This window comes from Streptomyces alboflavus (assembly GCF_000716675.1).
Lineage (GTDB): Bacteria > Actinomycetota > Actinomycetes > Streptomycetales > Streptomycetaceae > Streptomyces > Streptomyces alboflavus.
Genome location: NZ_JNXT01000029.1, coordinates 16,554 through 30,071 on the forward strand (window position 1 = coordinate 16,554; position 13,518 = coordinate 30,071).

The window sequence follows — 13,518 nt, forward strand, 5'->3', positions numbered from 1 at the left end:
CGGCCGCACGGGGGAGCCCCCGGGTCGGCTGACCCAGGGGCTCCCGTTCGGCTCAGCGAGCTGGTCCGCCCAGCGAGCTGTTCCGCTCAGCGAGCCGTTCCGCTCAGCCGATCTGCTCCGGCGTCACCGTCAGCCACCGCTTGTCCGCCGTCACGGGCTGCCCCAACTCCCTTTGCCGCGCCGCGTTCTTCCGCTTCATCCCGTCCAGCTGCTTCATGTAGCTGTCCTTGCGGTTCACCCACACGCGTACGCCCCCGTTCCGCACGTCCGCCGAGTGGAACAGCATCGGGCCGTCGCTCACGGGGGTGTCCCCGGCGACGAGGACCGGCTTCTTCCACTCGTCGATGTACGTGGAGATGGCGGCGGGCTTGCCCTGGTACCAGGTCAGCGGCGCCCACAGGTTCGGTGTCAGCTCGTACTTCGCGAGCCGCGCCCGGTCCTTCGGGCCGAACCGGCCCTCGGCGATCTCCTTGCGGGAGCTGGTCACCCGCCCCGTCCTCGGGTCCTTGAGCTGCAGGCCGACGCCGATGACGTTCTGCGGCTTCACGCCGTACCCGTACTTCGGGTCGGCGAGCACCATCCGCACCAGGTCCTCGCTGGCCGCGCTCACCACGTACACCTCGATGCCGTGCGCGCGCAGCGACTTGTACAGCTCCCGCATGCCGGGGAAGAACTCCGGCCGCTCCACCTCGGTCTTCGTGACCTTGCCGTGCTCGTCGAAGTACGTCGCCGGGATCGGCTTGTCGTACGCGAGGAGGTCGTCCACGTACCCCTTGAGCTTCTTCAGCGTGAAGCCGGAGAAGATCTGCGCCGCCCACGGGTAGCAGACCTGGTCGTCGACCTCGCAGAGCCGGTTGTAGTAGCTGTACAGGCTCTCCTTGTGCGTGGCCGTGTCCTTGAACGGGATGACCTTCAGGGACGGGGCCATCGACGCGCGGCTGAGGACGCCCTTCATCTCCAGGAACGGAAGCAGCGACTCCTCCAGGTCGTGGCGGTACGTCGTGTTGTCCGCGTCGAAGACCGCGTACGCGCCCTTGCCCTGGTTCTTCGCGATCACCTTGCCGAGCTTCGCCGCCACCGGCTTCGGCCAGTGCTTGAGATCGGCCGCGGCGGCACGGGCCGCCGGGGTGGGCGCCTTCGCGTCCGCCGCCTTCGCGTCCGCCGCCTTCGCGTCGGCCGCGCCCGGCCACAGCGCGCCGCCTGCGAACACCGCCGCCGCAAGCGCCCCCGCCGCTCCGACGACCGCCAGCCTGCCCTTTGCTCGAATTGCCATGGTTCCCGTTCCCTGAGAGCGCTGCGCCGACCCGTCCGGAGCGGCGCGCCATGCTACGAGGAGCAGGTGCCCGATTCCCATGATCGAGGTCACCGTGCGTGCCGGGCATGGGACGGACGGACGCGGGTAGCCGCACCGGACGACAGGCCCGCCCGCGCCCGCGCACAATGGGTTCATGGGCCCCACGGCTGCGGACACCGCGGTGCGGGACGGCGACGCCGCCTCCCGCGAGTTCGTCCGGGCCGCGCCCCCGCCCGGCGGCGGGGTCGTGTCCGCCGTCGGCTACCGCAGTCGGGGCCGGCGCCCCGCCCTGCACCGCGGCCTGCCGTCCCCGTACCTCACGCTGATCTTCTCCCTCGACGGCCCCGTCACCACCGGCCGCACCCCCGCCGAGGCGACCGGCCCCGACGCCGTCCGCACGGACATCGTCGTCGGCGGCCTCCACCAGAGCCCCGCCTACGTCGTCCAGCCCGAGCACGAGGCCGGCATCCAGCTCGCCGTGCACCCGCTCGCGGCCCGCGCGCTCCTCGGCCTGCCCGCCGCCGAGCTGGCCGGACAGCTCGTCACCGACGGCACCGACGTGCTCGGCCGCATCGCCGCCGACGTCCGGGAGCGCCTCTGCGAGCAGGACGCCTGGAGCGACCGGTTCGCCTTCCTCAACGCCTACTTGGCCCGCCGCGCGGCCGACGCCGAGCGGGCCGGGGCGGTGCGGCCCGAGGTCGGCGAGGCCTGGGCCTGGCTCGCCCGGCACCGCGGCGCGGGCACCCTGCGCGGCCTGTCCGCGCACGTCGCCCTCAGCGAACGCCGCCTGTCCGCGCTGTTCCGGGCTGAGACCGGCGTCACCCCCAAGCAGGCCGCCCGCCTCATCCGCTTCCAGCACGCGAAGGCCGCCGTCGTCCGTGCGGTCGCCGCGGGCGCGCGCCCCGACCTCGCCCGGATCGCCGCCGACCGCGGGTACTACGACCACTCCCACCTCGTCCGGGACTTCCAGCAGTACACGGGCCTGAGCCCCAGCGCCTGGGTGGCCGAGGAGTGCCGGAATATCCAAGCCGGGGGGCACGGGGGCGGCGAAGACTGGGACGCATGAACAGCAACGAGAACCCGCAGAACGTGCAGAACGCGCAAACCAGCCAGACCGTGGCGAACCGTCGCCCGGCCGACGTCTGGGCCACCTTCCAGGCCCAGGACGCCCCCGCCCTCATCGACTTCCTCGTCGGCACCGTCGGCTTCCTGCGCACCGCCGTCTACGAGGACGGCGGCCGCGTCGCCCACGCCCAGCTCGACTGGCCCGAGGGCGGCGGCGTCATGCTCGGCAGCCACGACCCGAAGGCCGCCGAGTGGTGCCTGCAGCCGGGCACGTTCGGCGCGTACGTCGTCACCGACCACGTCGACGACCTCTACCTCCGCCTCACCACCGCAGGCGTGAAGGTGATCCGCGAGATCGAGGACCAGCCGTACGGCAGCCGGGAGTTCGCGATCGCCGACCCCGAGGGCAACAAGTGGTCCTTCGGCACCTACCGCGGTGAGCCCCGCCCCGACCAGGGCTGATGCCGTACCGGAGTGATAGCTTGCGGACGCCAGTCGTACCCGCACCTGGGTCGGGGAATCCGGTGGGAATCCGGAACTGACGCGCAGCGGTGAGGGGGACGGGCGGGGCCAGCGGCCACTGGGAGTCCACGGACCCCCGGGAAGGCGGCCCCGCCCGGACGAACCCGAGTCCGAAGACCTGCTGGCACCGCCGTCCGCACGGGCGGCGGAGTTCGCAGACCAGGCTCCGCGCATGAGCCCTGAGACTCGGGAAGACGTGTGCCTTCGACCACGCGGCGCGCTCGCCGCATCCCCCTCACCGCCCTGCTGGGTGCGGGCCTCCTCCTGCTGACCGCGTGCGGCGGCTCGCCGACGAAGACGTCGGACAAGGCGCGGCCCGGTTACCCCGTCACCCTCACCACGTGCGGCGAGAAGACCAAGGTGCAGGCCCCGCCGAAGCGGGCCGTCTCCCTCGACCAGGGCTCCACCGAGATCCTGCTCTCCCTCGGCCTGGCCGACCGCATGGTCGGCACCGGCACCTGGACGGACCCCGTCCTGAAGGGCCTGGAGAAGGAGAACGCCAAGGTCCCGCGGCTCGCCGACCGCTACCCGTCGCTTGAGAAGGTCCTCGACGAGGAACCCGACTTCGTCAGCGCCTCGTTCCTCTACACCGTCGGCAAGGGCGGCGTCGCCGACCGCGCCAAGTTCACCGAACTCGGCGTCCCCGTCTACGTCTCGCCGACCGACTGCGCGGGCAAGGACAACGCCGGTGACGACGACGGCACCCGCACCAAGACCCTCACCATGGACACCGTGTACGGCGAGATCCGCGACCTCGCCCGGGTCTTCGACGTGGAGAAGCGCGGCGAGAAGCTGATCGCGGACCTCAAGTCCCGTGCCGCGAAGGCCGCCGGGTCCGTCGACGCCTCCGACACCACTCTCATGTACTGGTTCGCCAACTCCGAGGCCCCCTACATCGCGGGCTGCTGCGGCGCCCCCGGCGTCATCACCCGTGAACTCGGCGTGAAGAACGCCTTCGCCGACACCCGCGAGGAGTGGCCCCAGATCAACTGGGAGACCATCGCCGACCGCGACCCCGACGTCCTCGTCATCGGCGACCTCACCCGCAGGTCCCAGTCCGCCGAGTCCGCCCGCCAGAAGATCAAGTTCCTGGAGTCCAACCCGGCCACGAAGAACCTCACGGCCGTGAAGAAGAAGCGCTACGTCCTCCTCAGCGGCCAGGCCCTGAACCCGAGCATCCGTACCGTCGACGGCATCGAACAAGTCGCGGCGGCGCTGCGCGAGTTCGGCCTGGCGAAGTGAGCGGCGCCGCGGGCGGCGGTGGCGCGCATCGCCTGCGCTCGGCGCTGCGCGGCGGACTGCTCACCCTGGCCGGGCTCGCCGTCCTGTTCCTCTCGGTCGCCGTGGCCGTCACCATCGGCCCCGCCGACATCTCCGTGCCCGACGTGTGGTCGGCCGTGGCCGCCCACCTCGGCTGGGGCGAGGCGGAGCTGACGCCGATCCGCGACGGCATCGTGTGGAACCTGCGGATGCCGCGCACGGTCCTCGCGGCGGTGTGCGGCGCGGGCCTCGCCGTGTGCGGGGCGGTGCTCCAGTCGCTCCTTCGCAACCCGCTCGCCGACCCGTTCGTGCTCGGCGTCTCCTCCGGCGCGTCCACGGGCGCCGTCGCCGTCGTGGTCCTCGGTGTCGGCGGGGGAGTGCTCACGGTGTCGGCGGGCGCGTTCATCGGCGCCGTCGTGTCGTTCGCGCTCGTCCTGCTGCTCAGCCACACCCTCGGCGACACCACGGACCGGGTGGTCCTCTCCGGGGTCGCCGCGATGCAGCTCTTCTCCGCGCTCACCTCCTTCGTCGTCCTCACCGCGGCCGACGCGGAGACCACGCGCGGCGTGCTGTTCTGGCTGCTCGGCTCGCTGAGCGGCGCGGCCTGGACGGACGTCTGGACATGCGGCGCGGTGCTCGTCGTCGTGCTCACCGTGTGCCTGCTGCACGCCCGCACGCTCGACGCGTTCGCCTTCGGCCAGGACGCGGCGGCCACCCTCGGCGTCCATGTGGGCCGGGTGCGCGTGCTCCTCCTGTGCACCACGGCGCTCCTGACGGCGGCCCTGGTCAGCAGCGCCGGGGCGATCGGGTTCGTGGGCCTGGCGCTGCCGCACGCGGCCCGGGCGGTGGTGGGCGCGGGCCATCCGCGGCTGCTCCCGGTGACGGCGCTCGCGGGCGCGGTGTTCCTGATCTGGGTGGACACCCTCGCCCGCACGGTCCTCGACCCGCAGGAGGTCCCGGTGGGGGTGGTCACGTCACTGATCGGCGTACCGGCGTTCGTGGCGGTGCTGTACCGGACGCGGAGGAGCCGATGACGTACGAGAAGCGTGTGACGTACGAGAAGCGTGTGGCCTACGAGAGGCCTGGGGCGCACGAGAAGCCTGGGGCGCACGAGAACCCCGCGCCCTCCGGCCTCGCGGCGGACCGGGTCGCCCACGAGGCCGGGGGCCGCCTCATCGTCGACGGCATCACCCTCGCCCCCCGGCCGGGCACCACCCTCGGCCTGATCGGCCCGAACGGCTCCGGCAAGTCCACGCTGCTGCGCCTCCTCGCGGGCGTCCTCGCGCCCGCGGCGGGCGTGGTCACGCTGGACGGCACGCCGCTGCCCCGGCTCGGCCGCAGACAGACGGCGCGCAGGCTCGCGGTGGTCGACCAGCACGCGACCACCCAGGTGGAGTTGACCGTACGGGAGGTGGTGGCCCTCGGCCGCATCCCGCACCGCAGGCCGTTCTCGGGCACCACCCCCGCCGACGAGCGGGCCGTCCGGGACGCCCTGGACCGCACCTCCCTCACCGACCGGGCCGACCAGTCCTGGCACACCCTCTCCGGCGGCGAACGCCAACGCGCCCACATCGCCCGCGCCCTGGCCCAGGCGCCGCGCGAACTGCTCCTCGACGAGCCGACCAACCACCTCGACATCCAGCACCAGTTGGACCTCCTGAACCTGATCGCCTCGCTCCCCGTGACGACGGTGATCGCCCTGCACGACCTCAACCTGGCCGCCATGTTCTGCGACGAGATCCTGGTCCTGAGGGAGGGCAGGGCGTACGCGCACGGCACGCCCGCGGAGGTCGTCACTGAGGAGCTGATCGCGGAGGTGTACGGGGTGCGGGCGCGGGTGACGCCCCCGGCGGACGCGCTGGACCACGTGTCGGTCCGCTTCCTGAGAACGCCACCGCGACAGCCGGGTCCTTAGACTCGCCGGAGACCCGCGACGAGATCACCGGAGAACCCGCAGCGAGGGGGAGGGCCCATGACGCGCCAGAGGATCCCGGACGACGACGAGGTCCCCCTCGACGTCCTCACCCACCTGCGCGCCGTGTGCCTGAACCTCCCCGAGGCGCACGAGGAACCGGCCTGGATCGGCACCCGCTGGCGCATCCGCACCGCGACCTTCGCGCACGTCTACCTGACCGACCTGTCCCGCTCGGACTCCCCGTCGGCGCGGGCCATCGCGACCGAGGGACTCACGACGACCCTCACGTTCCGCTCCGGCGGCGAGGAGTTCGAGGCGCTGACCCACGCGGGTGCCCCGTTCTTCCGCGTCTCCTGGGGCAGGAACGTCGTGGGCATGCGCCTGGACGGGGACACCGACTGGGCCGAGGTGACGGAACTCCTCACCGAGAGCTACCGCGTTCAGGCGCCGAAGCGGCTCGCGGCGCGGATCGACGGCACACCCCCGGCGGCCGGGTCCACGGGCGAAAACGGAGGAGATCCATCCGATCGGCGGAGGAGGGAACGTTCTTCCAGGTGAACGGGGTGCCGTTTGATCAATCGGGGTGACGCGGGGCTGCGATCCTCGGGCCGAAAGCCGCCCCGGACCGCTCCTGGCCCGGGGCCGAACCGACCCCCCTCACCAAGGAGTTCCCCGTGCCCGTCCGCCGCCTGGTGACCAGCGCCTTCGCCGCCGCCGCTCTCGCGTTCACGTCCCTGGGCGCGGTGACCGTCACCGCGACCCCCGCGGCCGCCGACCCGTGCGGCTTCTACGAGACCTCCTCCGACGCCTTCTACAACCACTGCACGTCGGACGGCTCCCGCGTCGTCATCCACGTCAGGGTCGCCCTGGCGCCCGACTACGAGCGCTGCGTCGGCCCCGGCAAGACGTGGCTGGGCTCGGCGAGCAAGATCCAGGGGGCGCACTACGTCAACCGCACCTGCTGACGACGGAACTTCGGTGAGAAGGTGACGCTGCCGGCGGGCGGCGCCACCAGCGGCCCGGGCGCGCGCACCAGCGCGCACCCGGGCCGCCGCCGCTTCCCGCCCGCGCTCCCTCGTAGAGTTCAGTCGATGATCCCTCGCATACGTACGACAGCACGCGTCGCGGCCCTGGGCGCGGCCGTCGTCCTCCTGACCGCGGCCTGCGGCGGCCAGGCCGACCGGTCCGAGGGCCCGTCCGAACGGTCCGCCGAGCCGCCCGCGTCCAGCTCGCCGCCCGCTGACGAGGGACAGCTCGTCGAGTGGGGAAAGGGCGACGCGGAGGACGCGTTGCGGCGGGCCGACAGGGCTCTCGACTACGACGACACGCCTGTCGAACTGGTCGACAGCGACATCACGTCCCTCTCCGACGGGCTCAGGAAGACGTTCCCGACGCCGGGCGAGCGGCCCTACCGCCTCGACATCACCTGCGTGGCCCCGAACACCGACGAGATCACGCTCACGCTCGGCCGTGGCGACGACGAGCAGGAGTGGGTCGTCGCCTGCGGCGAACGGCAGGCGGACCAGTTCAACATCCCGGCGGGCGCCGCCCCGTTCACGGCCCGCGTCGCCCCCGACAAGCGGCGGTCCGAGAACCTGGCCGAGATCGTCTGGCGTCTGAACACCATCGCCACAGACGACGTGTTCGACTGCGAGGACGACATCGCCGGCTGCGACGAGGAAGCTTCCTAGCCGACCTCGGGGCCCGTCCTAGAGGCTGTCCAGGAAGTTGCCGACGGCCTCCACGACGCGGTTCTTGCGGCGGTGCGCCTTGCTGCAGTAGAGCCGCCTGCGCCACCTGCGCGGCTGCGGCACCGGCTTGTTGCACCACGTGCACGGCAAGGTCCGTGTCGTCGCTGTTCTTGCTCCCCCGTACATGCCCGCACTTTAACCGGTGGGCTTGGTGGCGCGGACGATCGCGGAACGCATGCTGTCGGCGACGGTGTGGGTCGGGGTGATCTCGATGTCGGTGAAGCCCGCGGCTTCAAGGCCTCGCCGGTACTCGGAGAAGGACAGCGCGCCCGCGATGCAGCCGACATAGTCGCCGCGTTCGGCTCGCTGGGCGGGGGAGAGGGCGTCGTCGGCGACGACGTCCGAGACGCCGACGCGGCCGCCCGGCGCGAGGACGCGGAACATCTCCGCGAAGACGGCGGGCTTGTCGGTGGACAGATTGATCACGCAGTTGGAGATCACGACGTCGACGGTGTCCGCGGGCAGCGGGACGGCCTCGATGGTGCCCTTGAGGAACTCCACGTTGGTGGCACCGGCCTTCTTCTGGTTGGCCAGCGCGAGGGCGAGCATCTCGTCGGTCATGTCCAGGCCGTACGCCTTCCCGGTCGGCCCGACCCTGCGGGCGGACAGCAGGACGTCGATCCCGCCGCCGGAGCCGAGGTCGAGGACGCGCTCGCCCTCACGGAGTTCGGCCACGGCCGTCGGGTTGCCGCAGCCCAGGGAGGCGGCGACGGCCTCGGCGGGCAGGGTGGCGCGCTCGTCGGCCGGGTACAGGGCCCCGCCGAAGGTGTCGTCGACCTCGACGGGCTCGGGCCCGCAACACCCGGTGCGGGCTTCGGCCGCCTGTGCGGCGGCGGCGTAACGGCGGCGGACGGTCTCACGCAGGTCAGTGGGCTGATCGCTCATGACGTGCCTCCTGATTCGAAGTCTGTCTATGCAACGTTGCGCCTTGGATCGAAACTTGTCAACATAGAGGAATGCCGAAACAAGAGCTCGTGGTGCTGGGGCAGACGGCCGCGCCGGCCGCGGACGGATGCTGCCCGGAGCTGCTGACCGCGCCCCTGGCCGAGGATCAGGCCGCGGAGCTGGCCAAGGTGTTCAAGGCCCTGGGCGACCCGGTCCGGCTGCGCCTGCTCTCGATGATCGCCTCGGGCGCGGGCGGCGAGATCTGCGTCTGCGACCTCACCCCCGCCTTCGACCTCTCCCAGCCGACCATCTCCCACCACCTCAAGCTCCTGCGGCAGGCCGGACTCATCGACTGCGAACGGCGCGGCACCTGGGTCTACTACTGGCTGCTGCCCGAGACGACCGACAGACTCGCCGGGATCCTCACCCGCCCGGGCCGACCCGCCCCCGCGGCGCCGCGCTCATGATCGAGGCGACGCCCATGCCTGAAGGTTCAGACGGCCCAGACGGCCCAGACGGCTCTGGCAGCCGAAAGCCGTCCGTACTCTTCGTCTGCGTCCACAACGCGGGCCGCTCCCAGATGGCCGCCGCCTGGCTGACCCACCTGGCGGGGGACCGCGTCGAGGTCCGGTCGGCGGGTTCGGCACCCGGTGCCGCCGTGAACCCGGCCGCCGTCGAGGCCATGGCGGAGGTCGGCATCGACATCTCCGACCGGGCGCCGAAGCTCCTCACCGTCGACGCGGTACGGGAGTCGGACGTCTGCGTCACCATGGGCTGCGGCGACACCTGCCCCGTCTTCCCCGGCAAGCGCTACCTCGACTGGCAGCTGGCCGATCCGGCCGGGCAGGGCGTCGCCGCCGTACGCCCGATCCGCGACGAGATCGAGTCCCTGGTCCGGGGCCTGCTCGCGGAGATCGCGCCCGAGTAGCTTCTGGCGGGCATATGGCCCTCACCTCGCCGTCGGAGTCCGCCCGGCCTCCGCGCCCTCGGGCAGCAGCCGAGGGACGGCCCGGACGTAGACGACCATGCCGATGACCTCGACGAGGGTCTGTGTGACCACGACGACGGCGGCGATGGCGTAGGGCTCGGGCAGGGCCAGGGCCAGGGGCAGCACGACGAGGGAGTTGCGGGTGGCGCCGGTGAAGACGAGCGCGCGGGAGCCCGGGGTGTCGAGGCGGAAGAGGCGGGCGACGGCCTTGCCCGCGAAGGCCATCACGAGCAGGAACAGGACGTAGCAGGGGACCACGGCCGCCACGTCGGTGAGGTTCCCGCCGAGCTTGGGGACCTGGGAGGCGACGACGGTCAGGAGGGTCGCGGCCATGAGCGGGACCATCGTGGTGGTCGCGGCGTCGGACACCTTCCGCCCGGCCGCCCCGCGCCCGGCCCACGCCTGCAGGGCCCAGGCCACGGCGAGCGGCACGACGATCAGGACGAGGAACGCCTGAAGGAACGGGCCCGCCTCGACGACGTCGCCAAGCTCCGGCCCCATGAACACGTACAGGAAGAGCGGCAGCAGGAGCATCTGGCCGATGAGCAGCAGCGGCGTCGCGGCCAGCAGCCGGCGGCTCGCACCGCCCGCGAGCCCGGAGAAGACGATCACGTAGTCGACGCACGGACACAGCAGGACGAGCAGCACGCCGACGCGCACGGCCTGGTCGGCCGGCAGGAAGGCGAACATCGCGGCGACCACGAGCGGTACGACGGCGAAGTTCACCACCAGGGCGGCGGCCAGGAACCGGGCGTCCCTGAGGGAGCGAAGCAGTTCACGGGCCGGGACCTGGAGGAAGGTCACGAACAGCAGGGCCGCGAGGACCGGGTTGATGGCGTGTTCCAGACCGGGCCCGGCGTCCGGCGCGGCCAGACCGAGCGCGGCGCCCGCGGCCATCGCGATCAGGTAGACGGCCACCTGGTGATCGTCCATCCGGTCCACCAGGCCCGGAGCGTCCTGCGACATCCGTGCGTACGTCCCTCTCGGTCGCTCTTGTCCGTCCCGGGTCCGCCGGTCGGCCGGCGGGCCCCATCCTCGCAGGCCGCGGGGGTCCGGGCCCGGAGGCCTCAGCCCGCGGGCCACCCGACCAGCGCCGCCGCCACGCCCAGAGCACCCGCCGTCAGCAGTGCGCTGACCACGCCACGCCGGGCCACCAGGAGCCAGACCGCGGCACCGGCGAGCACCCCGTACTGCCACAGGTGCTGGAGGGCGAGCGCGAGGGGGAGCGCCGAGCCCATGATCGCGCCGATGACCGCGGGCCCCGCGCCGGTGAAGAACGCCTGCACACCGGCGTGGGCCCGGATGCGGTCGAAGCGGGGACCGCCGATGACGACGAACAGGAAGGACGGGGCGAAGGCCACGGCGGCGGCAAGGAGGCCGCCCGGGATCCCGGCCGCCGCGTAGCCGACGACGGCGACGGTCTGCACGACGGGGCCGGGGGTGACCTGCCCGAGCGCGACGGCGTTGAGGAACTGGCCATCGGTCATCCACTGGTGGGTGTGGACGGCGTCGGCCTGCATCATCGGAATGATGACGAAGCCGCCGCCGTAGGACAGCGCCCCGACCTTGAACGCCACCCACGCGAGGGCGGCCGTCCCACCGGCCGGGAGCGCGACCGCGAGGGGCAGCGGCCAGGCGGCACGCCGTCCCGGAGCGCCACGGGTGCGCACCCCGACCTCCAGCAGACCGGCCGCGACCAGCACAAGCACCATCCACGGGCCGACCACCGCGGCCGCCGCGCCACCCGCGAGGACGTAGCAGGCCCAGCGGACCCGGGCCGCCCGCCGGTCACCGGCCCGCCGCCGACTCGCCGGAACCAGCGCGGTGGCCGCCTGCACGGCGACGGCGGCGACGGCCGCACCCGCCCCGGCGGCGGCGCCCCGCACCCACAGCGGCGGACTCCCGGCGAGGAACAGGGCCGCCAGGGCGAGGATCAGGACGAGCCCCGGCACGATGAAGGCCAGGCCCCCGACCACCGCCCCGGCCGTCCCGCGCAGCCGCCAGGCCGACAGGACGGCCAACTGCGTGGACGCGGGCCCCGGCAGCAGATTGGTCGCCGCGACCCCGTCCTCGAACTCGGCCGCCGACACCCAACCCCGCCGCTCCACACACAGCTTCCTGAGCAGGGCGACATGCGTGGGCGGCCCCCCGAACCCCACACACCCGATACACCCCCACTCCCGGACGACCGTCCCGAGCCCCACCCGCCGCCCGTCGCCCCCACCGCTCACACCACTCTCACCACTCGCGCCGCTCACCGCACCTCTTCCCCGCCCCGGACCCTTCGGGCGGCGCGACCCTACCGCCCGGGCGTGAACGGACGGCGCCCCCCGGACACGGCCAAAGGCCGCCACCAGGTCGGTGACGGCCTTCGGAAGCTGTGCGCTCACACGTGGCGAACGCGTGACTCACAGCGAAAGCACGGCTCAGAGCGGACGCGCGGCTCAGAGCGAAAGCGCGGCTTAGATGTCGAAGAACTGATGTGCCGGGTCTGCCACCTCGGAAGCAGGGCTTCGGCATCGTCCTGACCAGCGGGGGAGCGGTCGTCGATGGTCGTTGTTGGTCGCCCTGGGGCGTCGCCCGACGGCCCAGACACGGCCCAAGGCTTCGCTCGTTGACCTGCGAGACGGGGGCGCACAGGCGAGGGGCTGATGAGCGTGGGTGGTGGGCCATCAGGTGGGGTGACCATCGTGACGCGGTGCGCGACATTCCCCTTTTCCGTGGAGGCACGTGAGGTCGACAAGCCTCGCTAAATAGGTATGTCTCGCTGCCGTGTTACCCGTACGGTGCTCCCATGTCATCCGATCCATGGGGCGACTTGGCCGACTCGCTCGATGCAGTGCGCGAGCCGTTCGAACGTGATCGCGATACCCATCAAGGTTTTCTTCCGGGGTCGCCGGCGGCTCTAGAAGCCGCCAGCGAGCCCTTCGCTGATGACTGGGCCACGGCACCATCGCGCAACGCGAACATTGCGGGGGTGCACCTAGCGACTGTGGCTATGGATCATCTGGCTGGCCTCGCTACCTTGCTGCGCACACACGAGCCTGCATGTATTTACGGGCCCTCATCATTGGCGCGCAGCGCGATCGAAATTTCCGCCCGGTGCTATTACCTTATGGAGCCTGGAATCTCACCGCTGGAACGCATTCGGCGGCAGCAGGGCGAACGTTTGGCGGGGCTATGGGAGCAGAAGAAGCTGGCAGAAGTAATGTCAAGCGGAAAAATGTCTGCCGAGGTTCAGGAATCAATTGCGCGCATGGATCTGCGCATGAAGGAAATCGCGGACTCGGCTCATCGGCATGGGTTGACCCCTCGGGTTAAGGACAAGAAGCGCCTCCCCTTCCTTGCTGGGCCCGGGGCGTCGAAACCAGTCAGTTCAACCTCGCTGGTGGAGGAATTGGTAGGCCAAGGAAAAGGGCTCGGTACGATTTCCTACCAAACCTTGTCCGCTGTTGGTCATGGCCGAGAGCAGGGAATGATCCAGTACTTTAACCGTCAGGGTGTGCTTCTTGATCGCACTCATGGCGACCTCTTTGGAAGTATTGAGGCCAGCGCCCAACAGACGGCGGTGAACCTCGCAGGAACGCCTATTGCAACGTTCGGGATGCTAGATCGTTTGTATGCCCAATTTGGGTGGCCAAGTCTTAGCGTGGGACCTCCCGCAAAGCGCCTACTTCAGATCTGGGGGCGAGTCGCTGGGGCCTCGATTCAGAGCTGACTTTGTCAAGTTCTGGAGGGTACATCTAAGGGCTGGATCAGACTCGTTTGCCTACATGAGGCCACTATGGGTGAGCACCTAGAATCGACGATTCTGATCTAGTGAGTCAGGTGGCCGACC

Annotated in this window: 16 protein-coding genes and 1 riboswitch; of the genes, 11 read left to right on the forward strand and 5 right to left on the reverse strand. The window is 71.4% G+C overall.

Annotation, left to right across the window (positions count from 1 at the left end; genetic code table 11):
* Positions 1 to 103: 103 nt before the first annotated feature.
* Complete coding sequence (locus tag OO63_RS22040) at positions 104 to 1,273, reverse strand: HAD family hydrolase (RefSeq protein WP_030360979.1); 1,170 nt, start codon at positions 1,271 to 1,273, stop codon at positions 104 to 106.
* Positions 1,274 to 1,448: 175 nt separating this feature from the next.
* Between OO63_RS22040 and OO63_RS22045 the strand changes: the two genes are divergently transcribed.
* The 8 genes from OO63_RS22045 (at position 1,449) to OO63_RS22080 (ending at position 7,747) form a co-directional block, all read left to right on the forward strand.
* On the forward strand, positions 1,449 to 2,360 hold the full coding sequence (locus OO63_RS22045; protein ID WP_051811084.1) for a helix-turn-helix domain-containing protein: 912 nt from the start codon (positions 1,449 to 1,451) through the stop codon (positions 2,358 to 2,360).
* Positions 2,357 to 2,821, forward strand: coding sequence for a VOC family protein (locus OO63_RS22050; protein WP_030360977.1), 465 nt, complete (start codon positions 2,357 to 2,359; stop codon positions 2,819 to 2,821). The genes OO63_RS22045 and OO63_RS22050 overlap by 4 nt, the downstream gene beginning before the upstream one ends.
* Before the next feature lie 13 nt (positions 2,822 to 2,834).
* Positions 2,835 to 3,021, forward strand: a riboswitch (cobalamin riboswitch).
* Between the two features lie 58 nt (positions 3,022 to 3,079).
* Positions 3,080 to 4,123, forward strand: a complete 1,044-nt coding sequence (locus OO63_RS22055) for an ABC transporter substrate-binding protein (protein WP_051811085.1) — start codon at positions 3,080 to 3,082, stop codon at positions 4,121 to 4,123.
* 32 nt (positions 4,124 to 4,155) lie between these two features.
* Positions 4,156 to 5,175 carry a FecCD family ABC transporter permease gene (locus OO63_RS22060; RefSeq protein WP_234311326.1) on the forward strand — a complete coding sequence of 340 codons (1,020 nt, stop codon included), beginning with the start codon at positions 4,156 to 4,158 and terminating at the stop codon, positions 5,173 to 5,175.
* On the forward strand, positions 5,172 to 6,056 hold the full coding sequence (locus OO63_RS22065) for an ABC transporter ATP-binding protein (RefSeq protein WP_078619287.1): 885 nt from the start codon (positions 5,172 to 5,174) through the stop codon (positions 6,054 to 6,056). The genes OO63_RS22060 and OO63_RS22065 overlap by 4 nt, the downstream gene beginning before the upstream one ends.
* Positions 6,057 to 6,113: 57 nt before the next feature.
* Positions 6,114 to 6,614 carry an MmcQ/YjbR family DNA-binding protein gene (locus OO63_RS22070; protein WP_078619288.1) on the forward strand — a complete coding sequence of 167 codons (501 nt, stop codon included), beginning with the start codon at positions 6,114 to 6,116 and terminating at the stop codon, positions 6,612 to 6,614.
* Between the two features lie 116 nt (positions 6,615 to 6,730).
* The gene (locus OO63_RS22075) at positions 6,731 to 7,021 is read left to right on the forward strand and encodes a DUF6355 family natural product biosynthesis protein (protein WP_030360972.1); all 291 of its coding nucleotides are present in this window, start codon (positions 6,731 to 6,733) and stop codon (positions 7,019 to 7,021) included.
* Positions 7,022 to 7,147: 126 nt separating this feature from the next.
* On the forward strand, positions 7,148 to 7,747 hold the full coding sequence (locus OO63_RS22080) for a hypothetical protein (protein ID WP_030360971.1): 600 nt from the start codon (positions 7,148 to 7,150) through the stop codon (positions 7,745 to 7,747).
* 18 nt (positions 7,748 to 7,765) lie between these two features.
* Here the strand turns inward: OO63_RS22080 and OO63_RS45490 are convergent, their stop codons facing one another.
* Positions 7,766 to 7,933, reverse strand: a complete 168-nt coding sequence (locus OO63_RS45490; protein WP_157854030.1) for a hypothetical protein — start codon at positions 7,931 to 7,933, stop codon at positions 7,766 to 7,768.
* Between the two features lie 9 nt (positions 7,934 to 7,942).
* Positions 7,943 to 8,692 carry an arsenite methyltransferase gene (gene arsM / locus OO63_RS22085; protein WP_030360970.1) on the reverse strand — a complete coding sequence of 250 codons (750 nt, stop codon included), beginning with the start codon at positions 8,690 to 8,692 and terminating at the stop codon, positions 7,943 to 7,945.
* Positions 8,693 to 8,763: 71 nt separating this feature from the next.
* Here arsM and OO63_RS22090 point away from each other — a divergent pair, with 71 nt between their 5' ends.
* Together OO63_RS22090 and OO63_RS22095 are read left to right on the forward strand one after the other, a co-directional pair.
* Positions 8,764 to 9,159, forward strand: coding sequence for an ArsR/SmtB family transcription factor (locus OO63_RS22090; RefSeq protein ID WP_030360969.1), 396 nt, complete (start codon positions 8,764 to 8,766; stop codon positions 9,157 to 9,159).
* A gap of 14 nt (positions 9,160 to 9,173) precedes the next feature.
* Complete coding sequence (locus OO63_RS22095) at positions 9,174 to 9,620, forward strand: arsenate reductase ArsC (RefSeq protein ID WP_051811092.1); 447 nt, start codon at positions 9,174 to 9,176, stop codon at positions 9,618 to 9,620.
* Between the two features lie 21 nt (positions 9,621 to 9,641).
* Here the strand turns inward: OO63_RS22095 and OO63_RS22100 are convergent, their stop codons facing one another.
* Together OO63_RS22100 and chrA are read right to left on the reverse strand one after the other, a co-directional pair.
* The gene (locus tag OO63_RS22100) at positions 9,642 to 10,646 is read right to left on the reverse strand and encodes an arsenic resistance protein (RefSeq protein ID WP_030360967.1); all 1,005 of its coding nucleotides are present in this window, start codon (positions 10,644 to 10,646) and stop codon (positions 9,642 to 9,644) included.
* Between the two features lie 101 nt (positions 10,647 to 10,747).
* Positions 10,748 to 11,938 carry a chromate efflux transporter gene (gene chrA, locus OO63_RS22105; RefSeq protein WP_051811086.1) on the reverse strand — a complete coding sequence of 397 codons (1,191 nt, stop codon included), beginning with the start codon at positions 11,936 to 11,938 and terminating at the stop codon, positions 10,748 to 10,750.
* Between the two features lie 536 nt (positions 11,939 to 12,474).
* Between chrA and OO63_RS45495 the strand changes: the two genes are divergently transcribed.
* Complete coding sequence (locus OO63_RS45495) at positions 12,475 to 13,398, forward strand: hypothetical protein (RefSeq protein ID WP_157854031.1); 924 nt, start codon at positions 12,475 to 12,477, stop codon at positions 13,396 to 13,398.
* Positions 13,399 to 13,518: the final 120 nt, after the last annotated feature.